This is a genomic window from Dolichospermum circinale AWQC131C (assembly GCF_000426905.1).
GTDB lineage: Bacteria > Cyanobacteriota > Cyanobacteriia > Cyanobacteriales > Nostocaceae > Dolichospermum > Dolichospermum circinale.
Genome location: NZ_KE384659.1, coordinates 83,956 through 106,751, shown reverse-complemented (window position 1 = coordinate 106,751; position 22,796 = coordinate 83,956). Strand labels below are relative to the sequence as shown.

Genomic DNA, 22,796 nt, shown 5'->3' with positions numbered 1-22,796 from the left:
CTTCTTTGAGTTTTTCGATTAAACTATTTAACATAATTGAAAAATTGAAACATTAGTGATCTCCTTTTGATTTTATCAAGAAAAGATCACTATTCTTTTCTTCTTTACCTCCGAGAATGAAAACCCCCTGTTGCAATGACAGCAATATCAGATCAGAAAACGCTGTAAATCTGTCCTGCGGTAAAAGTGACTTTTTCACGGATTTAAGTGTGTAAATCCTAACTTACTGTTTGTACTATAACATAAGTGATGTAGTTAGTATAAATGTCGCGTTGACTGAGGGCTTTCTTGTCAAAGTCCATAAAATTGATTCTTGTGATGTCTTCAGCACATATATTACCTATTGTATCAGTAAGTGTAATTTTGACAATTCCTAAGCCCCTGACATCAAAAAAATGTCTGAATATTGTAAATATATTGTAAATATATTGTAAATTTTTGTAAAATTGATATCTTTAAAACTAGAAATATGCTTACTAGTTAGCTAAACTAACAAAAAGTGCATCTGTACTGTTAACAATTAAAATTGTCAATGTGGCACTATAGCCTAAATGATTCCAGTTCAACTTATCATTAAAAACTTTCTCAGTTACCGTGATGCAGCTTTAGATTTTAGCGGCTTGCATACGGCGTGTATTTGTGGTTCTAATGGTGCAGGAAAATCTTCTCTTTTAGAAGCTATCACTTGGGCAATTTGGGGCGAAAGCCGTGCTACTGTCGAGGATGATGTCATTCATGCCGGTGCAAAAGAAGTCCGCATTGATTTCACTTTCCAAAGTGGTCAGCAAACCTATCGGGTAATTCGCAACCGGGTTAGGGGTGGAACTAGCATTTTAGAATTTCAAATTGAAACTCCTGGGGGGTTTCGTCCCTTGACGGGTAAAGGGTTAAAAGCCACTCAGGATGTAATTCTCGAACATATTAAGTTAGATTATGAGACTTTTATTAATTCTGCTTATTTACGTCAAGGGAAAGCCGACGAGTTTATGCTCAAACGTCCCACGGAACGTAAGGAAATTTTAGCGGAATTATTAAAATTAAATCAGTATGATGAATTAGAAGAACGAGCCAAGGATAGCTTTAAACTTTTCAAGGGACGAGGGGAGGAATTAGAACGTTCTTTGGAAAATATCAAAATTCAACTCCAAGAACGGGAAACAACGGAAAACCAACGGGCTGAATTAGAAGCACAACTAGAGGATTTACAACAGTTACAAACTTTTGAGAATAATCAATTACAAAGTTTACAGGTTATTCAACATCAAAGACAAAATTGGGAACAAGAATTAAACTTTGTGCGCCAACGATATGCTAATCTTACCCAAGATAGCGATCGCTTAAAACAAGAACAATTATCTGTAAAATCCCAATTAACAGAATTAGAAAAGATTTTAAATCAACAAGCGGAGATTGAAGCTGGTTATACTCAGTATCAAAATTCGCGCTCTCAAGAAGAAATATTCGCGGACAAATTTGAACAACATACCCGCGCTACCAATGCAAAACAACAAAAACAACAACAGCTATATAAGCAAATTCAAGATTTAGAACGCCAATTACAAAAAGCTGAAGCCGAATTAACAGCTTTAGAACAACAAGAACTAGAAATTGTTCAAATCCTCAGTAAATCTGGAGATATAGAAGCAGCTTTATTACAATTAAATAACGCCCGTCAGCATTTAGCCAATTTAGATCAATTGCAAATGCAAGTAACACCATTATTACAACAAAGAGCAAATCTACAAACTCAATTAGATCGCATTCATGCTAGTTTATTAGCACAGTTAGAGCAAAAACAAGCCGAAGAAAAGAAATTACAAAATAAACATCATCGTCAACCCCAAATAGAAAAAGAAATAACCGAGGTAGAAAAGCAAATTGAAGAACTAGATAAAAAGCGAGTTTATCTGCAAAGAGTAAAAGAAAAAGGACAGGAAAAACGACACTTTTTTGAACGTTTACAAGCCCACCAAGGAGATTATGAAAAATTATTAGTAGAACTAGAACAAAAACTGCAAATGTTACAAAATCCCGATGCTACTTGTCCCTTATGTGAACGTCCTTTAGATGAACATCATTGGAGTCGAGTTGTTGAAAAAACCCAATCAGAATATGAAGATACCCAAGGACAATTTTGGGTAGTACGGGAACAAATTGCGGTTTCAGATCGGGAAATTCAGGTACTCAGACAAGAATATCGAGAAATAGACCAAAAGTTATCCGGTTATGACTCATTGCGAGAAAAACGGGGACAATTAGCTGCCCAATTACAGGGTATAATGGATGTCCAACAACAGTTAATGCAAGTGATTTCTGAAAAAGAACAGTTAGAAACTTGCTTACAAACTGGTGATTATGCACCAGAAAAACAAGCAGAAATTCAAGAATTAGATCAATATATTCAACAACTTAATTATCATGAACAAGATCACGCCCTCGCTCGCAATGAAGTAGAAAGATTGCGCTGGGCAGAAATTAAACAAGGGGAAATTAAAGAAGCAATAAAAAGGCAGAAAAAACTAACAACTAGAAAACCAGAATTAACAGCAAATATTACTCAATTACAATGGCAAATCCAACAGGAACAAATTGATTCTGATTGTGCTAAAGAAATCGCTAATTTAGAACAGCAGATTGCGGAAATTGACTACAGTTCAGAACAGCATAATTATCTGCGTCAAGCTGTGCGTCAAGGGCAAAATTGGCAGTTACGTCATCAACAATTATTATCAGCACAAGCCCAAGATCCCCAATTAAGAAGTAAATGGCAAGATTTAGGAGATTCCTTAGCAAGAATTGACAAAGAAAGACAAATACTAACTGCAAAAATTGATAATATTGTTAAACAATTAACTGACAGTGCTAACCCCACAGCCCAAATTAATAATTTAGAACAGCAAATAGCAAATCGCAGACGAGAACTAGATCATAAAATCTCTCATTTGGGACAATTAAAACAAATGTCGCTGCAATTGGCAACCTTACAAAATCAATATGAACAAGAAATAGAACAATTGCAAATTTGTAAACAGCAACAGCGTGTTTACCAAGAATTAGCTCAAGCTTTTGGCAAAAATGGGATTCAAGCTTTAATGATTGAAAATGTTTTACCCCAATTGGAAGCAGAAGCCAATCAATTACTTTCTCGCTTGAGTGCGAATCAATTTCACGTCCAATTTATCACCCAAAAAGCGGGACGTAGTGGTAAATCCAGCAAGAAAAATGCTAAATTAATAGATACATTAGATATTTTAATTGCTGACGCGAGGGGAACAAGGTCTTATGAAACTTATTCGGGAGGAGAAGCTTTTAGAATTAATTTTGCTATTCGTTTAGCTTTAGCCAAATTATTAGCACAAAGAGCCGGGGCCTCATTACAATTATTAGTAGTAGATGAAGGTTTTGGGACTCAAGACGGGGAAGGATGTGATCGTCTAATTGCTGCTATTAATGCCATATCATCCGATTTTGCCTGTATTTTAACTGTAACTCATATGCCCCACTTAAAAGAAGCCTTTCAAGCCAGAATTGAAGTGAGTAAAAATCAGCAAGGTTCACAGTTACAATTATTAATGTAATTATTGATGAACTTACATTTTGCATCAGTCCTAACAACAATAGCAAAAACAGCAAATCCTCCACTTGTTTGAAAAATCTGGTATTCTTATCTTTGTTGTACCATATTATGTTCCTGTGCTGACTTATTTGCTCCGTAATTTAAAGGAGAATATATCTCCTATAAATAGGATGAATCATGATCTGTTACGTCGTTTTTTCCGAATGACAGGTATTAATATTCTTGCTAATCTTGCAGAACCTCTAGCTGGATTATTTGCTGTTGCTTTCTTAGGACATCTCACTCAAATTGATGATTTAGCAGGAGTTAGTTTAGCTACTATTTTATTCAACTGTATTTTTGAGAGTTTACTGTTTTTAAGACTATCAACAACTGCTTTAACCGCTCAATCTGTTGGTAAAGATGACAAAGAAGAGCTATTACTAGTAGCACTACGAAGTGCTTTCATTGCTGTGGTAATAGGTGTAGTGATTGTCATATTACAGTATCCAATAGGAGTATTAGGCTTTAGTCTATTAAATGGATCTTCAGACGTTGAATCAAGTGGACTATCTTATTTTTATGCTCGAATTTGGGGATCACCCGCTGTTTTACTCAATTTCGTAATTCTTGGTTGGTTTTTAGGACGGGAACAAAATGGTAAAGTCTTGCTGTTAACTGCACTTGGTAATATCGTTAATGTGGTACTAAGCTATGTGGTAATTATCCAGTGGAACTTGGGCAGCCAAGGAGTCGGCTTATCGCAAACATTTAGCGAATATTTAACTTTATTATTAGGTATAATTCTAGTAATTATTTCTATTGAATGGCAGATTTTATCAAAAGCTATCCCTAAATTTTGGGATTTATCTATTTTCCGAAATCTTATGTCATTCAATGGTGACTTGCTACTAAAATCATTTATATGTATAGCTATTTGGGGGATTTTCTTCGCTTTAAGTGCGCCATTAGGAACTGAAATTTTAGCTGAGAATACTTTACTTCAACAGATAATTTATCTAATTATGTATGTCATTGAAGCCATAGGATTTACGACAGAAACAATAACTGGAAATCTGAAAGGGCAAGATAATAATGATGAATTATTATCATTGCTGCAAATTTCTCTAATAGTTAGTACAATAGTAGGAGTTTTAACTTCGGCAGTGTGTGTTCTTTTACCAGAAATTATTTTTGGATTGTTAACTAATCATCATGAAATTATAGAGCCAATTAAGATTTATACTCCTTGGTTGTTTATAGTTTTAATTTGTTTTTCAATTGCTTGGATTTTAGAAGGTTATTTTGCGGGATTAGCAAATAGTAAAGCCCCGCTTAACGCAGCTATAATAGGACTTTTCATAGGGTTTTTACCTTCAGCAATTTGGGCATGGATAACTCATAATAACCATCTTTTATGGTTGGCTATATCAGCGTTTATGGTGACTAGATTGGTAGTGCTTTTACTGCAATTGTTAGAGATATTTAGTAATGATTTTATCAAAACTAATCAACAAAAGGAAACATGATTAAACAATGGACAATTGGTAAAGTTAGCTTAACTATTGATTTGATTATTTGGCAGCTAGAAAAAATTAAGGGCTGGATTTTGAGGAATACCATTTTTAATGTCTATTGCGTTCCAAATAGTCAAATCTTTCTTCCATGTTTCCTCTCCTGCCATAATCGTCTTTACATAAGGTAAGAAAGCTTTACTTACTTGATAAGTTGCTTCTTGCCATAGATAGCTAGGACTGTTATCAACTCCATAATAAATTACTCCTGTTCCTACTTCAAAAAAAGGCTCACTAAAAGATGTAAATTTCCCAAATTCAAATGCCATTGGTAAGTCAAGAGAAACATCAATGATGATAGTTCCAGGTTTAAAATATTTTAATTGTTGATTACAAATAAATTTTACTACTGCATTATGTTCTTGGTTAATACAGTTAATGATAATATCATAATTAGCTAATTCTTTCACTAGTAAATAATCTTGATTTTTAGCCATAGGAATTACATAATTCTTACTATCAGGGGAAGCAACACAGTTATAATGATAATAATTCACGCCAGAAATAGGATTTTTTAAATCATGATATTGACGACGAGTAAAGATAGTGATATCCTTATAACCCAATTTGTCTAAAGCAGAAATCGCTCCTCGTGTTGTATTTCCAAAACCAAGAATAGCTATAGGTTTGGAGGTATTATTATAACGTGCCATATTTAGGACTTCTAAGCTATGCCAAACACTACAATAACCCCCTAATTCATTATTTCTATCAAAAATATGCTTAGTCCGAGTTTTTTCATCCTGCCAAAAGTACATAAATTCTAAGGCTATGAAAGTCATCTTTTTGTTTATTCCTACTTGATTTAACTCATGATAGTATCTACAATCCAGCCATCCTAAAATAATTTGGTTTTCTTGAAAAAATCTGAAATCGTGTTTGGTCGGTTTTAAAAGTACAATTGCATCACATTGTTCAAACAAAACTTGACGAGGTACAATATTTTTTATGTGTTGTTTCAAAAAATCTGAGCTAATTCCAAAACCTTCGCCATATCCTTCTTCAAGAAACAAGTTTTCTCTAGTTTGGGAATCAAGATTAGCCAAATGTTGTGGATGAATAGGAAGGCGGAATTCATGGTCCTTAAAGGAAGTTCCGCAAAGTCCCAATTTTAAATTTTTGTCAACCATAATGTTAAAAACAATGGTAATAAATACAAGTTATCATTTAAAATACCAATTGGCTGGGATAATGTAGAAAAAATTAATATTATCTACTCATGCTGAGATTAATTACTGACTTTGACGGTCCAATTATGGATGTTTCGGAACGATACTACCGTGTTTATCAGTTGTGTCTAGAGAAAACCCGATATCCGGGGCAAACAATTACAGAACTTTCTAAAGCTGAATTTTGGCAACTGAAGCGATCGCATACCCCTGAACTTCAAATTGCCTTAAAATCGGGTTTAGATGCCCAGCAAGGGCAAAAATTCACGGAAATCCGCAAACAAACAGTCCATACTCTACCCTACTTCCAATATGATAGCTTGATCCCCACTGCATTAGCAGCACTTAACAAAGTTCAGTCTGCTGGTATTGATTTAGCCGTGATGACTATGCGGAGGGTACGAGAATTAGACTATGCTTTTAGTCAGCACAATTTAGGTGAGTTTTTCCCGGAAAACCGCCGTTATTGTCTCAGTAATGACTATGTAAAAACCCGTGACGTAGAAGATAAACCTTTATTAATGGCTAGAGCATTAGCTGAACTCCCCCCTGCGGCTGATACTTGGATGGTAGGAGACACAGAGGCCGATATCGCGGCCGCTAAAAAACATGATATTAAAATTATTGCTGTTGAGTCTGGTATCCGCGATCGCACTCAACTAGCATCATATCAACCTGCTCTGATTATGCCAGACTTAAAAACTGTGGTAGATTATCTTTTCAACTAGTAGCGATAACAATAATAGACATCTGGTGAAAAATATTGTAGAGACGTTCCATGGAACGTCTCTACAAGGGTTTCAAGTCACGCACATTTAATTCTCACAAGATGTCTAATCGGTAATCGGTGATTAACCAATTACCCATTAACTAACGTAAAAAACTGCTTACTAACCACATAAATATGAAGGTCAAAAGCGTTGAAAATTGATTCCCTGTCAAATTTATCAATGGTAATAGTAGTGGTAATATCGAGCCAGCAATTAAACTGCCAGCAGTTAAGCCGATAATTAAACTAACCAGTGTGAATAAAACTGATCGACCAAATTTGCCTTCCTTGCGATTGAGGAAGTAAACACCAGCACCTACTCCAACTACCAATGCGAGTTGCAAAACCTGCTCAGTACCACCGGGATAAAACAGACTAACCGCACCCAAACCCAGATAACAGAACCCTGGTAATAGTACATCAGTTAATGTTGGCCTATCCAAACTTCTTTGCAGCCATTCAGGGGCTTGTTGGCTCGGAGTTAGACCTGCTTGGGGAATAGGTCTAACTCGCATTTCTGGAAATCGGATGCGCTCAGGTACTTTGATTTTCCCCTCTTGGCGCATCCGTAGGCGCTCCATTAAAATCGCATCATAAGCGGCTTCAATGACTTCTCGGCTATTACCCTCACCACCATATTTTTCCAATAGGCGATTTCGAGCTTCCTGAATTTCATCGAAGCTTGCGTCTTCTGATACCCCAATTTTTTCGTAGGGACTTTGATCACTCATGGGAGTTTATTACTTGAGCCTTAATTCAGTGGCACTCTTTATTTTGCAAAAAAACAACTTTAGGTTTTATATTGATCAGAACAAATGCAAAAACGAAATTTACACAGAATACTCAACCTAAATAAATAGTAACATTATCCTGCTCACTTCTGTGCTTTGAAACAGCCGGGAGGCAGATTTCTCTCCACAGGAGTACATTCCGATCTGGCAACGCGTATTCAATAACTCTACACTAAATCATAAAAATCACAACACCCATACAACTAAGAACCTTTTGTTTAAGTTTTAGTTCTTATTTTTGGGATGAGATGATTTTCAAGAATTGTGTATATTTTTATTATACAAAGGAGTCCGTATTTAACGGTTAATTGTCGAGAGTTGGATCATATCCAGTAGCTTTCAGAAGTAAAACCCCTTATTGACTGCTAATAAATATATGTATCTCCACTAACTAATTAGACCATCTATTTTATCCTTCGCTAATAATACTAGCATGAATTTGTTTAGTTGATCTAAAAATTTATTTGATTTATTGAAAATATGTTCCCATGCAAGTGCCGCTATGACGGCAGATTTTATCTGAATCAGTTTCGGGTCAGCGGGCAGGATGCCCACCCCACCAATTTCTTCAAATCATCAGGATCATCATCGGTGTCCCCTGTAGATATTGAATTACTGCCAAAGTAGAACCTGGGTTCTTAGGCAATCATGTTTGTTAATTGTTAATCTTATGAACTTTTGTGAAAAATAATGGTCATGGCTGCCGCCAAGATTCTTGTAGTTGACGACGATTCTGCGGTTCGGAATTTAATTCAACGTTTTTTGCTACAACAAAATTATCAAGTAGAGTCCGCCGAAGATGGTAAAATGGCTCTAGCCATTTTTGAGCAATTTAACCCCGATTTAGTGATTCTGGATGTAAATTTACCAGATGCACTTGGCTTTAACCTTTGTCAAGAAATGCAAAATCGTAGTGGGGTATTTGTGCTACTACTGACTAGCAGAACAGATGAAGCCGATAAAATTCGCGGTTTTTCTAAGGGTGCTGACGACTACCTGACCAAGCCATTTGGTTTGGGAGAGTTAGAGGTCAGAGTAGCCGCAATTTTGAGAAGGCAGCGGGTTGTAGCTAATACAGAACAGCAGCGCTTAGTCTTTGAAAAGCTGATAATTGATTCTGTGCGACGGGAAGTAATGGTTAATAATGAAACCATAGCCTTAACAGCGCTGGAGTTTGAATTGTTGCATTTTTTAGCTAGTCATCCGGGGCGAGTTTGGCGCAGAACCGAACTCATCCAACAAGTTTGGGACTATGAATACGTCGGGGATCAAAGGGTTGTGGATGTCCATATCGGTCAAATTCGGAAGAAAATTGAGATAGATCCCACCCAATCAACGTTAATCCAGACCATACGTGGTGTAGGGTATAAGTTTGAATGCCCCACTTCACCGTAAAACTAGTTGTAAACTTTAACCACTTCCACATCTAAAAAGGGTGGGAGTGGTGACTAAATTTACGCGGTTAGCCTAACTTTGTGGTTGATTTGAGTACAGTTGTTAACCGTCTGTTCCTTCTGTAGCGCCGTTAATGGATTTCCAGGCTTGTAAACCACCTGTAAGTTCGGCCACTGTGGTAAAACCAAGGAATTGCAAGGTTCTGACAGCTTGTGCTGCTTGGCTGTCATTTTCACCATAAATATAAATTTGCCGTTCTCTATGTAAGCAAGTTTGGGCGCGATGTTCTAAGTCATTGAGGGGGATAGAAATTGCCCCGGTGATGCGGCTATGATTATAGTTTGAGCGATCGCGCACATCAATAATTGTAAAAGCAGGTTGTCCCCATTGCAGATTGGTCTTTAAGTCGTTAACATCAGCAACCAAATTAATACTCATAAGCTTTTCGTGCTGTCTAATCTATAAAAAATTTAGCAAATATCCCCTATTAACTCTTATTTCTTTAGAATGACAGCAGAATTTAGAAATTAATTTTTTTGTAATCATAATATTGTAGGCTAATATTTTCTAGATTCAGAAAATACTTAATTTTTAATTTAAATTCCCCATGACGGTATCTACTATTCAAGCTTTACCAACAGAAGTTGTATATTTAATTACGGCTGGAGAAGTAATTGACTCTTTAGCGGCCGTTGTCAGGGAGTTAGTAGAAAATTCCCTAGATGCTGGTGCAACGCGCATTGTAATTTCTTTATGGCCACAATTATGGCGAGTTCGGGTAGCTGATAATGGTTGTGGTATGAATTTGGATGATTTGCAACAAGCCGCAACTGCACACAGTACAAGTAAAATTCATTCTAGTGCAGACCTATGGAAAATTAGCAGTTTAGGATTTCGTGGTGAAGCACTACATAGTTTAACAACTTTAGCAAATTTAGAAGTTTTAAGTCGTCCTTTAGGAGGAAGTGAAGGCTGGCGAATTGTTTATAATAACGAAGGGGAAGTAACAGAAGTAAATATTGCTGCTATTGCCTCTGGTACTGTGGTGACAGTGAATAATTTATTTGCTAATTGTACAGCCCGTCGTCAAGGTTTACCCGCGATAAATCAGCAATTAAAAGCTGTACAAGGGATAATTCAACAAATAGCTTTATGTCATCCTCATGTTCATTATCAAGTGTGGCAAAATGACAAAGAATGGTTTACAATTTGTCCCGCACCAACCGTGGGAAAATTAATTCCGCAAATTCTTCCTCAAGTCCGACAAGATGATTTATATGAAGTGAATTTAGAAATACCAAATCTGGAAAATTCGTCTTTACATTTAGTGATAGGTTTACCAGATAGATGTCATCGTCATCGTTTGGATTGGGTGAAAGTGGCAATTAATGGCAGGATAATTAAATCACCAGAATTAGAACAGAATATCTTATCAGCTTTCCATAAAACATTACCACGCGATCGCTATCCTGTGTGTTTTTTACATTTGCATATTCCCCCTGAGCAAATTAACTGGAATCGCAACCCAGCGAAAACAGAAATATATCTGCATGATCTACCTTTTTGGCAAGAACAAATTACCGCAGCTATCAATAAATCTCTGAGGATTTCGGAAACTAATATTAAAGAATCAGTTCACACTAGCAGAATTAGTAATTTATTAAAAGTAGCAGAATCTAAAGGTGAATATAGATTCAATTCTCAAAATTCTGAAAACAATGAAAATTCTGAAAACAATGAAACTCAAAACTATTTAAAAGCAATTGCTCAACTGAGTAATACTTATATAGTTGCTGAACATTCTGGGGGAATGTGGTTAGTAGAACAACATATAGCCCATGAACGAGTATTATATGAACAGTTATGTGATCACTGGCAATTAGTACCTGTAGAAACTCCAATTATTATTTATCAATTATCACCAGCGCAGGTTTCCCAATTAGAACGTATTGGTTTAGATATAGAACCATTTGGTGATAAAATCTTTTGTGTGCGGAACATCCCAGTTATGTTAAAACAAAGAGAAGATTGTGCTGATGCAATTTTAGAATTAAGTTGGGGGGGAGACTTACAAACTGCTCAAATTGCAGTTGCTTGTCGGAGTGCAATTCGTAATGGTACAAAAATGAGTTTACCAGAAATGCAGACCTTATTAGATAATTGGCAACGTACCCGCAACCCGCGCACTTGTCCCCATGGTAGACCAATTTATCTATCTTTGGAAGAATCAGCACTAGCGCGGTTTTTTCGACGGAATTGGGTAATTGGGAAAAGTCATGGGATTTAAGGTATTTTTTAACCGAACGGATGATAATATTAATGTATTAGTTGGTGAGATAAAAAATTATGTCAACCATAAAAGTTGAAGTAGAATTTTCTTCAGAAGATTTACTTAAAGCCGTTGGACAATTAAGCCAATCAGATTTAAGGAAGTTTATTTCTCAAGCTATTGCGATACAAGCACAACGGACAACTTCCAGTTTAATGCAACGGGAGTCAGAATTACTATTAAAAATTAATCAAGGTATTCCGTTAGATATTCAGAAAGATTACAACGATTTAATAGCTAAAAGAGATGCAGAAACTCTTACCAATCATGAATACAAGGAGCTATTAAACTTAACTCAACAGATTGAAAAACAGCAAGCACAACGAATTGAATATTTAGTAGAGTTAGCGAGTTTAAGAGGAATTTCTTTGAATACGTTGATGGAAAATTTTGTCTTTTTATAATCCACGAAATGTATTTGTTACGCTTGACTTCATGGTTAAGGGGGAAAAACTTCATCGAGAGGAGTAATCTCACCAGATGCTATTTCCTGACGCACCATTTCAGCTATACTATCCCACTGATTATCTGTTGTAGCTGCAAAACGAATTTTCCAACCTTGCTCATTTTTGATTTCTGCGAGAAGACGGGTAGCAATTGCATTTTGTTCTTCTGCTGGTAATTTTTCAATTTCTGAAATAACTTGCTGTAGTAATTCAGTTTTTTTCTCTTCCTCTGCGCTCTCTGTGCCTCTGTGGTTCGTTAAAAATTCAATCCCCCTACAAACAACAACTAATAGCTAACTCCGCATTTTTCACCAGCGTCTCTTTATCCAGAATTGAAACCGGATATTGAGGAGTTACCCGCAATAAATTTTCCACCCTCTCCCGCGCTGCTTCCACCACTGCTATATCCAAACTACCATTATTTAAACTAGCAGAAAAATCCTCAGCTATTTTATATGTCGGTTCCAAAGAAGAAGAATTGATATTGCGAGAAACGATAAACAAATCACAACCAGCATCAAAAGCCCGCGCTACCGTTCCCGTTTTCATAAACATTTCTGATACAGCTTTCATATCTAAATCATCGGAAACTATCACACCTTGAAAACCTAACTCCTCTCTTAAAATATCATTTAAAATAATTTTAGATAACGTTGCTGGTACTTGTGGATCTATTTGCGGAAACAAAATATGTGCTGTCATGATTAACGGAATTTGTGCCTGAATTAATGTTTGAAAAGGAATCAATTCCCGGTTTCGTAGATCTTCCCGACTCAAATTTAATATTGGTAATTCTAAATGGGAATCTGTGCTAGTATCTCCATGGCCAGGAAAGTGTTTAGCACAACCTAAAATTCCCCCTTCCTGCAATCCTTGGTAATATTCCCGCACACATTGACTAGTTTTTTCTGGTGTAATTCCAAACGCACGGGGTCCAATAATTGGGTTTTGGGGATTTGAGAAAATATCTGCAACTGGAGACCAAGAAAGATTAATTCCCAGAGATTTTAATTCTCTAGCTGTGGCTTTAGCGACTTCAAAAGCGTGAGATTGTAATAAATAAGCATGAGGGAAACGGGTAATGGGTAAAGGGGTTCGCACTACTCGGCCACCTTCATGATCTAAAGTAGTAAACATCAAATCACGTTCGGTATATTGACGAATTTCATCAATGAGGTTTTTAAACTTTTCTAACCAAATTGCATAGGGTACACCGTCGAGGAAATTTTTCCCAAAAAAGATGACACCAATGGGTTTTAATTCATTTAATACCCGTTTATCATCATCATTTAAAGTAGTTCCAGAAATACCCAAAATTAGATGATTACCAAAGCTTGGTGATGATTGAGATGTTGACATAATTAGTTTGTTTGATTAGTTGTTTTGCAGCTAAACTCGATAACAGTATGAAGTTTAGCTCTTATGGTGTTTATCTAAATTCAAATTAATTACCAAAGTTATCTATAGGAAAAGTTCCTAATATTTCATCAACTCCTGCACCTCTAGTTACTTCTCCATCAGATTTCCAATCATTATTTGAATCTACGAGTATTTCTCCCGCTTGGTAATAACATTGTAGTTGTATAGATTTCTGATCTTGTGAGATTAATAAGTTGAAGTTTCCGCTGTTTGTGGCACATTGAAATTGAGCTTTTTTAATTTCAGTTCCATATTTTTGTTGTAGATATTTAGTATAAGGTGTATTGTTGGGTAATGGTGTGAGAAATTTGCTTTCGTTTCCCGGTATTGGTAATGCACCTAAAGATGATCCATAGCGATCGCCATTTTCTTGTTTTTTAGCTTCCCAACAGGTAAAATACACTTTTTTATATTCTGGATAAGTTGCTAAACTAATAATTTGATTTCCCGTACATCCTTTTGTATATTTTTTCGTATATTCTGGGTAAAGATCGCTCAATTGTTTAAATAATACTTCACATTTTTGTTTTCCACAATTACCTTTAATTATCGGTTTTTTAGTAATCCTTGCTAAGGCAATTTCTGAGTTAACTAATAATGCAATAAGGGGTAAAAGTGGGATTAATTTTGTTAATTTCATAGTTTTTTATAACTTAATTTTTTCTTATTTTATACTCAAATTTCATGTTTGTCAACATTTCTGTAGATATCCGATTTTTGGAAGAGGTCGGATATCTAAGAATGATTTTTACTGAAACTGAGAAACCAATATCTCGCTTTTTGCATTAGCCAGATTTTGAGTTTTTGGTGACAATGGTTTTAACGTCATTTGTGGCGCATTTTGTTGTAAAACCACAGCCTGATAAGCTACGACTCCAGTATGTTCACTATCGAGACAACGAGCCGCTGTTCGAGATAAATCTAGGCTTCTGGGTGCAATGTAAGGTCCACGATCATTAACACGCACAATTACGGATTTATTATTTTCTAAGTTTGTAACTTTTAAGTATGTATTAAAAGGTAGGGTACGATGGGCAACTGTGAAATCATCTTGATTATATATTTCACCATTTGCTGTTAAGCGACCATGAAAGTAGCCGCCATACCAAGACGCTAAACCGGAAAGTTTTGTTGTTGAAGATTCTAATCCATACATTGCCATTTGTGCTTGTATTAGCGTCAACGGTTCGGTATGTAGAGCTATTCGGAGATTGTTAGTCCATTCCAGAGCTAAAATATCACCGTTGCGACCAAGTTGAGTGGACAGTTTTCGCTCAATTGCAAATAATAAGCGAGTACCTACCATTAGGGACGGAGTTTTATCAACTAAACCGGGTTGTAGTTCTGTAGGTTGTACCTTTGGTGATGTCACTAATTGCTCTAAACGTTGTTTTAAAGTATTAGCTGTAATTCGATCAGGGAGTCTAGCAACAAAGCTGTTATTAACCCATACTTCATAATTGGATACACTACGCTTGACAATTAATACTGGTGCATAATCGTAACTCCCATTTTCCTCTACTGGATTGTTAATAACATTAAAGAAGCTTTGGAGCGATCGCACAACGGTAGGAGGTGAAAAATCTAGTTTGGGAACATTGAAATGCGTGAATTTAACTAGTAAAGAGTTAGTAGCATTTTTCAATGGAGTTTTTGCAGCTATATTTTCTGGTACAGGGGAACAAAATTTTGTTTCTTGGGATTTGAATGTTGTCAAATCTGGGATAATGGCAGTATCTCGATGTGATGCTAATTGTTTATTTATCCAATCAAAGGTAAAAAGGGTTTTCGATATTAGGATTTTTGGCCAAGTATTTTTATGTTGTTTAGCATTGGTCAAAAATTGATGCTGATCCTTGACTAAATTAGCTGTAAATTGTGTTGGGGAGGCCAACCCCACTGGTAAAGCTGTCAACATGAAAGTACCACCCGTCAAGGATGATAGCCAGAGTATTCCGTTTGATATCATAGTTTAGTTATTCTTGAAGTAGATGCCATATTTCCGGGTAAATATGCCCAGATTAAACAAAAAAAGATTTTATTAAACAAAAGACAATTCTTGGGAAATTACATAATCAAATTTCAGATTTAATCATGATTAAACTGTCTGGGATCATCATATAACATCATGGCTATTTAAATTAATAAGAATTTCAAATATATTTTCAGTAATTAGGAGTTTTAACTTAATTTTTGCTTATAAATGCTCATAATTTGTGCTATTTACCTTACCGATTGAAAGATATATTTTCAGTCTAAATACATAAATAAGAAACTGAATTTTGCATTTATCACGCGCAGTTAGGCTAAAAAATGCACTTATGGAAATTGAGATATAAACTACAGTAAATATTTTTGTCAGATAATTTTTCTTGTTAATTAAATTACTTAATAATTGTGTAAATTACATACTCAAGGGCAGTACGGGGAAATTTTTTAGGAGGCAATCAGAGAGGAAACGGCAAATGTAAAGGATTGCAACGTATAATGAGAACGACAAAACAATTAAGAAATATTAAAGAACAGTAGGTTAAATGCAAGTAGCATTCACGAAGTGCAGCGTAGCCATCGCAGGAGGGGGTCTAGCGGGACTTTCCTGTGCAAAATATCTAACGGATCAAGGTTACACCCCCATTGTTTTGGAACGTCGAGACGTAATTGGGGGAAAAGTAGCCGCGTGGAAGGATGCTGATGGTGATTGGTACGAAACAGGACTGCACATTTTTTTTGGGGCCTATCCCAATATGTTGCAGTTATTCAAAGAATTAGACATTGAAGATCGATTGCAGTGGAAAGAACACACAATGATCTTCAATCAACCTGATTCCCCAGGAACTTACAGCCGTTTTGATTTCCCAGATTTACCGGCACCGATAAATGGTGTCATTGCCATTCTGAGAAACAACGATATGCTGACCTGGGCAGAGAAAATCAGTTTTGGTATCGGTTTACTACCAGCCATACTGCAAGGGCAAAAGTACGTGGAAGAAATGGACAAATATTCTTTCCGGGAGTGGTTGCAAAAACAAAACGTTCCTCCCCGGGTAGAAAAAGAAGTATTTATTGCTATGTCCAAAGCTTTGAACTTCATTAACCCAGAGGAAATTTCTGCCACGGTCTTATTAACAGCCTTGAATCGCTTCCTGCAAGAGAAAAACGGCTCAAAAATGGCCTTCCTAGACGGTTCACCCACTGAAAGATTGTGTCAGCCAATCATTGACCACATTACTGAAAGGGGTGGTGAGGTACGTCTGAACGCGCCTTTAAAAGAGATTTTACTCAATGAGGATGGAACTGTTAAAGGATTCCTATTGCGGGGCTTAAACGGGGCAGAAGATGAAATACTGACAGCGGATATTTATGTATCTGCCCTACCCGTTGACCCTTTAAAGCCGATTTTGCCCAATGCGTGGAAAGAAATGCCATTTTTCCAACAATTAAACGGTTTAGAAGGTGTACCGGTGATTAATGTTCATATCTGGTTTGATCGCAAATTAACAGATATTGATCATCTACTATTTTCTCGGTCTCCACTCCTGAGCGTTTATGCTGACATGAGTAATACTTGCCGTGAATATGCCAATCCTGACCGTTCGATGTTGGAATTAGTTCTAGCACCAGCCGCAGATTGGATATCTAAATCCGATGAGGAAATCGTCGCTGCAACTATTAGCGAATTAGAAAAACTCTTTCCCCAACACTTTGGGGGCGATAATCCTACAAAAATACTGAAATATCATGTGGTGAAAACACCCCGTTCAGTTTACAAAGCTACCCCAGGTCGCCAAGAGTACCGTCCTTCCCAACAAACCCCCATTTCTAATTTCTACCTGACTGGGGATTATACAATGCAACGTTATCTCGCCAGTATGGAAGGGGCGGTACTTTCTGGTAAACTAACAGCGCAGGCTATTTCTCAAGCGCTGACGGTAGCAAATCCCTCTCACCTGCAAACGCCAACCCGACCGCCCGCCACGAATGCTGCAACTGCCTGATTCCCCCCCGCGCATGAAAACGCTGGTCTCTATAGATGAGTCATACAACCTTTGTCGGGAACTCACTGCTAAGTACGCTAAGACTTTTTATTTGGGTACAATGCTGATGAGTCCGGCCAAGCGTCAATCTGTCTGGGCAATTTATGCCTGGTGTCGCCGTACAGATGAATTAGTGGATGGTCCTGCTGCCGCTATTACTACGCCAGAAACCCTAGAACTATGGGAAAATCAACTGGAGGCGATTTTTGCGGGCTGCCCCTTGGATAATTTTGATGTAGCGTTAGTAGATACCCTCCAACGCTTTCCTTTAGACATTCAACCCTTTCGGGATATGATTGCCGGTCAGCGCATGGATTTGTATCGTAGTCGCTATGAAACTTTTAAGGATTTATATCTCTACTGCTACCGGGTAGCGGGAACTGTGGGTTTGATGTCAACAACAATTATGGGTGTAGATAATAGCATCTATACAGCCCCTTGGCATCAAAACCAACAGCCCTATCTTCCCATAGAAGAAGCGATCGCTTTGGGAATTGCTAACCAACTTACGAACATCCTCCGTGATGTCGGTGAGGATGCCCGTCGCGGCCGTATCTATATTCCTTTGGAAGATTTGGCCAAATTTAATTACACCGAGGAAGAATGTATCCAGGGCGTAGTTGATGACCGTTGGCGTTCACTGATGCGGTTTCAAATTGATCGCGCCCGTCAATTCTATATTCAAGCAGATAAAGGTATTAGTTATCTCGCTGCTGATGCTCGGTGGCCTGTCTGGTCTGCATCTATGCTCTATGAGCAGATTTTAGAAATGATTGAGCGCAATGATTATGATGTGTTCAGTCGGCGAGCTTATGTTCCTCAATGGAAAAAGTTACGCACCTTGCCTGCTGCCTGGATGCGATCGCAAGTGCTATAACTTGTTTATTGGTCATTGGTCATTGGTCATTGGTCAATGGTCAATGGTCATTTAATTTTTTAACAAAATAACTATTGACAAGCCCAAAAACTTCTGATAATATTGTTAAACATGACTGGAGAGGTGGCTGAGTGGTCGAAAGCGGCAGATTGCTAATCTGTTAAGGGATTATATCCCTTCGAGGGTTCGAATCCCTCCCTCTCCGTTTTTATTGTCAGTGGAATTAACAGGTCAGTTTCAACCTACCACTACCGCGACCTTCTTTTTTGGTGTTCATAAAAAATTAGATTTCCTCAAATACAAGAACGTTGATTTCTGACACCCTGTATTTTATTTAAGGACTAAAATATTTAGTCTTTTAAGCATCTTTAACTTGACTTGCAAAATTGCTAAAGCGGACAATGGAATTTAGCAGGGATGTATATTCCTGGGCGTTGATATGATAATTCTCGTTAAATTCATGCAACAATTGAATAATTGCAAAGGTTGTAGATTCTAGTTTTGCTCTTTTTTTAGCCGCTCTAACAGCCTGAGACTTACTATGATAAACATGATTATCGCTAATACCGATTTGCTCATCTTCTATCCAACACTGAAAAATGTAACCTTTTGATGATGGTATGATTTCAATTAACCAACCATAATATGGGTACTGTAATTTCATGTTTTTTTCCCTAGTGACATCCATCTATGTTTAACCTCCTTTATTCACATCTGAACAGAACAACATTATAGAACCTATATATGCAATTATCGTGCAGGATTTGTGCAAAATTTGTGCAGATGAAAATACAGTCGCTTGCTTGTAAAATGTTAGGTAAAATAAAAACTCTATCTCAAGATGTATTATTCCTCTTTGAGACGATAACCTAAGCCATGAACTGTTTGAATTAAATCTTCTGAAGCACCTAAAACTCTGAGTTTTTGACGCAGAGACCGAATGTGAGACCTAAGAGTTTCTTCTGCGGGGGAGTCGTCTATTGACCAAACTTGTTCAATAATACCAGAACGACTTAATACTCGTCTGCCATTGGCCATCAATAATTCTAAAATAGCAAATTCTTTTGCAGTTAAGGAAATGGTGTAAGTATCATAAGTAGCTTCATAGGTACTTTGATTCAAATGTAGTTTACCCCAGGATAAACCGACTGTAATTGTCGAATTACCGCGTCTGAGTAAAGCGCGGATACGAGCCATTAATTCTTCTAAGTCAAATGGTTTGGAAACATAATCATCTGCACCCGCGTCCAAGCCAGCAATTTTGTCCGATATTGTATCACGGGCTGTTAACATGAGGACGGGTACACCTGAATTGCGATATGCTGAGTTGGTGGTGCTAGTATTACGTAAGCGTTGACAGAATTTCATTCCGTCCAGTTTGGGTAGTGTGACATCTAGGATAAATAAATTATACTTCATAGACTCGGCTAAATCCCAAGCTTCTTCACCGTCTCTAGCTACATCTACGATATAATGGCGGTTGGTTAAAGCTTCTGTTAATACTTCTGCTAATTGAGTATCATCTTCAACGATGAGAATTCGCATGATTATAAATTAGTATTTTATGAAATGGTCTTTACAAGGAAAATGGATTGCTGTAGGGTTTACTTTAACCCTTTTACTAATGAGTTTAGTTGTATTTGGTTCATTTAAGAATACATCTGAAATTAAACAAAGTGCTAATAGAGTGAATCATACTTACAAAACTCTGAATACGTTAACAAATTTTTATGCAGCAATGACGGTTGCAGAATCAGCGCGACGGGGGTATATTTTTATGGGAAGTAAACAGGATTTAGAACGGTATGAAAATGCGTTGATAAATATACATCATGGACTAAAATTGCTACAGAAGCAGATACATTTTAGCAGGAGTCAACAAGAAAGATTTACAATTTTTAACGCTTTGGTAAATCAAAGATTAGCCCTTTTAGAACAATCTATACAACTTTATCAAAAAGATAAAAATGCCATACAATCTCAAACTGAGATCACAGAGCGCAGTGTCAAAATCAGGGAACAAATTATACCACTAATTTCTGACATTAAAGCGGAAGAACAAGATTATTTACAAAACTCTCTCCAAGAATCTGAATATATTATTCATTCAAGAATAGTCATAGAAATTTTGGCGACAATTTTAATTATTGTAGTCATTTCTGGTTTATGTATTATGCTTGAGCGTCAATGGGTAAAGCGTGATAAAATTAAATCTTTAGAATCTTCTCTATTTCAAGAAAAGAAAATTGGAGAAATGAAAGTTCAGTTATTTTCTATGGTATCTCACGAATTTCGCACACCTTTGAGTGTGATTTTACTTTCTGCTCAATTATTAAGAGAAGCTCTTAAAGATGTTGTCAATGAAATACAATTTAAAAATCTCTCTCGTATTCAATACTCGGCTAAATTAATGAATCATATGTTAACTGATATATTAACTTTAACAAGAGCAGAAGCAGGTAAGTTGGATTGTCAAACTCAATTAATCAATATAGAAGATTTTTGTTTAAATTTGGTTGAAGATATACAAGTTTTTAATCCAGTAACCCATAAAATTATATTTATTAACGAAAGCGAAATTTTTCGGGGATATTTAGATGAAAAACTCCTATATTCTATGCTCACAAATTTACTATTAAATGCTATTAAATATTCAGATCTTGGTAGTCAAATATCCTTGATTTTAAAATCAGAACCCAAATTTATCATCTTTCAAGTAATAGACAAAGGTATAGGAATTTCCCTGACAGAACAACAGAAAATATATGAGCCTTTTTATCGTTGTCAAAATGTTGATAATATCGTGGGAAGTGGTTTAGGATTATCTGTAGTCAAAAAATGCGTAGAATGTCATCAGGGAGAAATTAATTTAGAGAGTCAAGTAGGAATTGGGACAATTTTTACGATTAAAATTCCCCATCCCAATATAGGATAGGGATAATTATCAAAAATTCTGCTAAAGTAACAATAAATTAGCAAATTTATGTCCATGGATCACAATGATTTAGCTTTTACCCCAGCTTTAGAGTTAGCGGAATTAATTCGACTGCGGGAAGTTTCACCCCTAGAGTTGGTAGAAGTATATTTAGAACGCATTGAACGCTTAAACCCACAATTGGGAAGTTATTTCACAGTTACGGCAGATTTAGCTGTGGCTGATGCTAAAATCAAAACAGAATTACTCACGACAACTTCAGAATTACCCCCATTTTTTGGTGTACCAATTTCTATTAAAGACTTGAATGCAGTTGCAAATGTGACTTGCACGTATGGCAATTCAGCCCTGTTAAATAATATCGCTAATTACGATGATGGTGTAGTTACGAAAATTAAACAAGCTGGGTTTATTATTCTTGGTAAAACCGCTACGTCTGAATTAGGTTCTTTTCCTTACAGTGAACCTACGGGATTTCCCCCAGCTAGAAACCCTTGGAATTTAGCATATACTCCTGGTGGTTCTAGTGGTGGTGCCGCAGCATCGGTAGCAGCGGGATTAAGTGCGATCGCTCAAGGTTCAGATGGTGGTGGTTCGATTCGTGGTCCTGCGGCTTGTTGTGGCGTGGTTGGAATTAAGCCCGCTAAAGGTAGAGTGACTAAAGCCCCTGTAGGTGAAAACTTAGGTGGTATTGCTGTGGATGGACCCATTGCCCGTACCGTAGCTGACGCAGCGGCGATGTTAGATGTTATCTCTGGATATGTCACAGGTGATCCTTATTGGTTATCAGATCCACAGCCATCCTTTCTGAATGCAACTGAGGTTAAATTAAATCCTCTGAAAATTGCTTTTAGTACCAAGATCATGCCTTTCGGAGAAGCTGATATAAATTGTCAACAGGGAGTATTAAAAACAGTTCAGTTATTAGAACAATTTGGACATCAAATTACAGAACAATACCCAGATTTTAGCCGGTTAATTGAACCATTTAAAGTAGTTTGGCAAGCAGGAGTAGCAGTTGCAGGCATTCCCTCAGCAGCCTTGCAACCATTAAACCGCTGGTTATTAGCAAAAAATGGTTCTGTAGGTGAATATCTGCAAGCACTAGCCCAAATGCAGATTGTCTCCCGGCAGATTGTCGCGTTTTTTAATACCATAGATGTACTAGTATTACCAGTTTATCTCCATTCTCCGATTCGCGTGGGAGAATGGGCAGATTTGAGTCCAGAAGAGACATTTGCTAAAATTGTCCATTGGGTTGCCCCTTGTCCTGTTGCAAATGCTACCGGATTACCTGCGATCGCCCTGCCGATGGGTTTCGATAATAACGGTTTACCCATAAGTGTACAATTAATTGGTAAACCGGAGGCCGAGTCTACTTTAATTAGTTTAGCAGCCCAATTAGAAGCTGCCAACCCTTGGATTCAACATCGGCCAGCACTTTAAGTCAAAATCAGGATTTACAGGATTTGAGAACTGACAGGATGAGAATTAAAATATAT

General features: G+C 36.9%; 18 protein-coding genes and 1 tRNA gene. 11 read left to right on the top strand and 8 right to left on the bottom strand.

The annotated features are described in order from the left end of the window. Window positions 1–551: 551 nt before the first annotated feature. Window positions 552–3,578, top strand: coding sequence for an exonuclease subunit SbcC (gene sbcC / locus ACIR131C_RS0121250; RefSeq protein ID WP_028091775.1), 3,027 nt, complete (start codon window positions 552–554; stop codon window positions 3,576–3,578). 64 nt (window positions 3,579–3,642) lie between these two features. Next, window positions 3,643–5,085 carry a guanitoxin biosynthesis MATE family efflux transporter GntT gene (gene gntT / locus ACIR131C_RS0121245; protein ID WP_155963222.1) on the top strand — a complete coding sequence of 481 codons (1,443 nt, stop codon included), beginning with the start codon at window positions 3,643–3,645 and terminating at the stop codon, window positions 5,083–5,085. Between the two features lie 56 nt (window positions 5,086–5,141). Here the strand turns inward: gntT and ACIR131C_RS0121240 are convergent, their stop codons facing one another. After that, a complete protein-coding gene (locus tag ACIR131C_RS0121240) occupies window positions 5,142–6,260 on the bottom strand; it encodes a Rossmann-fold NAD(P)-binding domain-containing protein (protein WP_028091773.1) in 1,119 nt (372 codons plus the stop codon). A gap of 89 nt (window positions 6,261–6,349) precedes the next feature. Between ACIR131C_RS0121240 and ACIR131C_RS0121235 the strand changes: the two genes are divergently transcribed. Further along, window positions 6,350–7,027, top strand: a complete 678-nt coding sequence (locus tag ACIR131C_RS0121235) for an HAD family hydrolase (RefSeq protein WP_028091772.1) — start codon at window positions 6,350–6,352, stop codon at window positions 7,025–7,027. Between the two features lie 142 nt (window positions 7,028–7,169). On the opposite strand, the gene ACIR131C_RS0121230 is transcribed toward ACIR131C_RS0121235, so the two are convergent. Then, window positions 7,170–7,799 carry a CPP1-like family protein gene (locus tag ACIR131C_RS0121230; protein WP_028091771.1) on the bottom strand — a complete coding sequence of 210 codons (630 nt, stop codon included), beginning with the start codon at window positions 7,797–7,799 and terminating at the stop codon, window positions 7,170–7,172. Between the two features lie 756 nt (window positions 7,800–8,555). Between ACIR131C_RS0121230 and ACIR131C_RS0121220 the strand changes: the two genes are divergently transcribed. After that, on the top strand, window positions 8,556–9,254 hold the full coding sequence (locus tag ACIR131C_RS0121220; RefSeq protein WP_028091770.1) for a response regulator transcription factor: 699 nt from the start codon (window positions 8,556–8,558) through the stop codon (window positions 9,252–9,254). 102 nt (window positions 9,255–9,356) lie between these two features. On the opposite strand, the gene ACIR131C_RS0121215 is transcribed toward ACIR131C_RS0121220, so the two are convergent. Then, window positions 9,357–9,692, bottom strand: a complete 336-nt coding sequence (locus ACIR131C_RS0121215; RefSeq protein ID WP_028082739.1) for a rhodanese-like domain-containing protein — start codon at window positions 9,690–9,692, stop codon at window positions 9,357–9,359. A gap of 169 nt (window positions 9,693–9,861) precedes the next feature. On the opposite strand from ACIR131C_RS0121215, the gene mutL reads away from it, so the two are divergent. After that, the gene (gene mutL, locus ACIR131C_RS0121210) at window positions 9,862–11,541 is read left to right on the top strand and encodes a DNA mismatch repair endonuclease MutL (RefSeq protein WP_028091769.1); all 1,680 of its coding nucleotides are present in this window, start codon (window positions 9,862–9,864) and stop codon (window positions 11,539–11,541) included. Window positions 11,542–11,600: 59 nt separating this feature from the next. Further along, window positions 11,601–11,987, top strand: coding sequence for a hypothetical protein (locus ACIR131C_RS0121205; protein WP_028091768.1), 387 nt, complete (start codon window positions 11,601–11,603; stop codon window positions 11,985–11,987). 315 nt (window positions 11,988–12,302) lie between these two features. Here ACIR131C_RS0121205 and nagZ read toward each other — a convergent pair whose 3' ends face one another. The 3 genes from nagZ to ACIR131C_RS0121190 all read right to left on the bottom strand — a co-directional run bounded on the left by nagZ (window position 12,303) and on the right by ACIR131C_RS0121190 (window position 15,417). Then, window positions 12,303–13,388 (bottom strand): beta-N-acetylhexosaminidase, encoded by a 1,086-nt coding sequence (gene nagZ / locus ACIR131C_RS0121200; protein ID WP_028091767.1) that lies wholly within the window; start codon window positions 13,386–13,388, stop codon window positions 12,303–12,305. An 85-nt stretch (window positions 13,389–13,473) separates the two neighbouring features. Next, the gene (locus ACIR131C_RS0121195) at window positions 13,474–14,088 is read right to left on the bottom strand and encodes a hypothetical protein (RefSeq protein ID WP_028091766.1); all 615 of its coding nucleotides are present in this window, start codon (window positions 14,086–14,088) and stop codon (window positions 13,474–13,476) included. A gap of 108 nt (window positions 14,089–14,196) precedes the next feature. Next, entirely contained in the window at window positions 14,197–15,417 is a 1,221-nt protein-coding gene (locus ACIR131C_RS0121190; RefSeq protein WP_028091765.1) for a septal ring lytic transglycosylase RlpA family protein, read from the bottom strand. 565 nt (window positions 15,418–15,982) lie between these two features. On the opposite strand from ACIR131C_RS0121190, the gene pds reads away from it, so the two are divergent. The 3 genes from pds to ACIR131C_RS0121175 all read left to right on the top strand — a co-directional run bounded on the left by pds (window position 15,983) and on the right by ACIR131C_RS0121175 (window position 18,564). Continuing rightward, window positions 15,983–17,443, top strand: a complete 1,461-nt coding sequence (pds, locus tag ACIR131C_RS0121185) for a 15-cis-phytoene desaturase (RefSeq protein WP_028091764.1) — start codon at window positions 15,983–15,985, stop codon at window positions 17,441–17,443. Further along, a complete protein-coding gene (gene crtB / locus ACIR131C_RS0121180; RefSeq protein ID WP_028091763.1) occupies window positions 17,427–18,359 on the top strand; it encodes a 15-cis-phytoene synthase CrtB in 933 nt (310 codons plus the stop codon). Before pds ends, crtB begins: the two co-directional genes overlap by 17 nt. 117 nt (window positions 18,360–18,476) lie before the next feature. Then, window positions 18,477–18,564, top strand: a tRNA-Ser gene (locus ACIR131C_RS0121175). 153 nt (window positions 18,565–18,717) lie between these two features. On the opposite strand, the gene ACIR131C_RS23745 is transcribed toward ACIR131C_RS0121175, so the two are convergent. Both ACIR131C_RS23745 and ACIR131C_RS0121165 read right to left on the bottom strand, forming a co-directional pair. Further along, window positions 18,718–19,023, bottom strand: a complete 306-nt coding sequence (locus ACIR131C_RS23745; RefSeq protein WP_155963220.1) for a hypothetical protein — start codon at window positions 19,021–19,023, stop codon at window positions 18,718–18,720. Window positions 19,024–19,205: 182 nt separating this feature from the next. Next, complete coding sequence (locus tag ACIR131C_RS0121165; RefSeq protein ID WP_028082749.1) at window positions 19,206–19,904, bottom strand: response regulator transcription factor; 699 nt, start codon at window positions 19,902–19,904, stop codon at window positions 19,206–19,208. Window positions 19,905–19,923: 19 nt separating this feature from the next. On the opposite strand from ACIR131C_RS0121165, the gene ACIR131C_RS0121160 reads away from it, so the two are divergent. Together ACIR131C_RS0121160 and ACIR131C_RS0121155 are read left to right on the top strand one after the other, a co-directional pair. Then, the gene (locus ACIR131C_RS0121160; protein ID WP_028091762.1) at window positions 19,924–21,294 is read left to right on the top strand and encodes a sensor histidine kinase; all 1,371 of its coding nucleotides are present in this window, start codon (window positions 19,924–19,926) and stop codon (window positions 21,292–21,294) included. Window positions 21,295–21,348: 54 nt separating this feature from the next. After that, the gene (locus ACIR131C_RS0121155) at window positions 21,349–22,740 is read left to right on the top strand and encodes an amidase (RefSeq protein WP_028091761.1); all 1,392 of its coding nucleotides are present in this window, start codon (window positions 21,349–21,351) and stop codon (window positions 22,738–22,740) included. Window positions 22,741–22,796 lie beyond the last annotated feature (56 nt).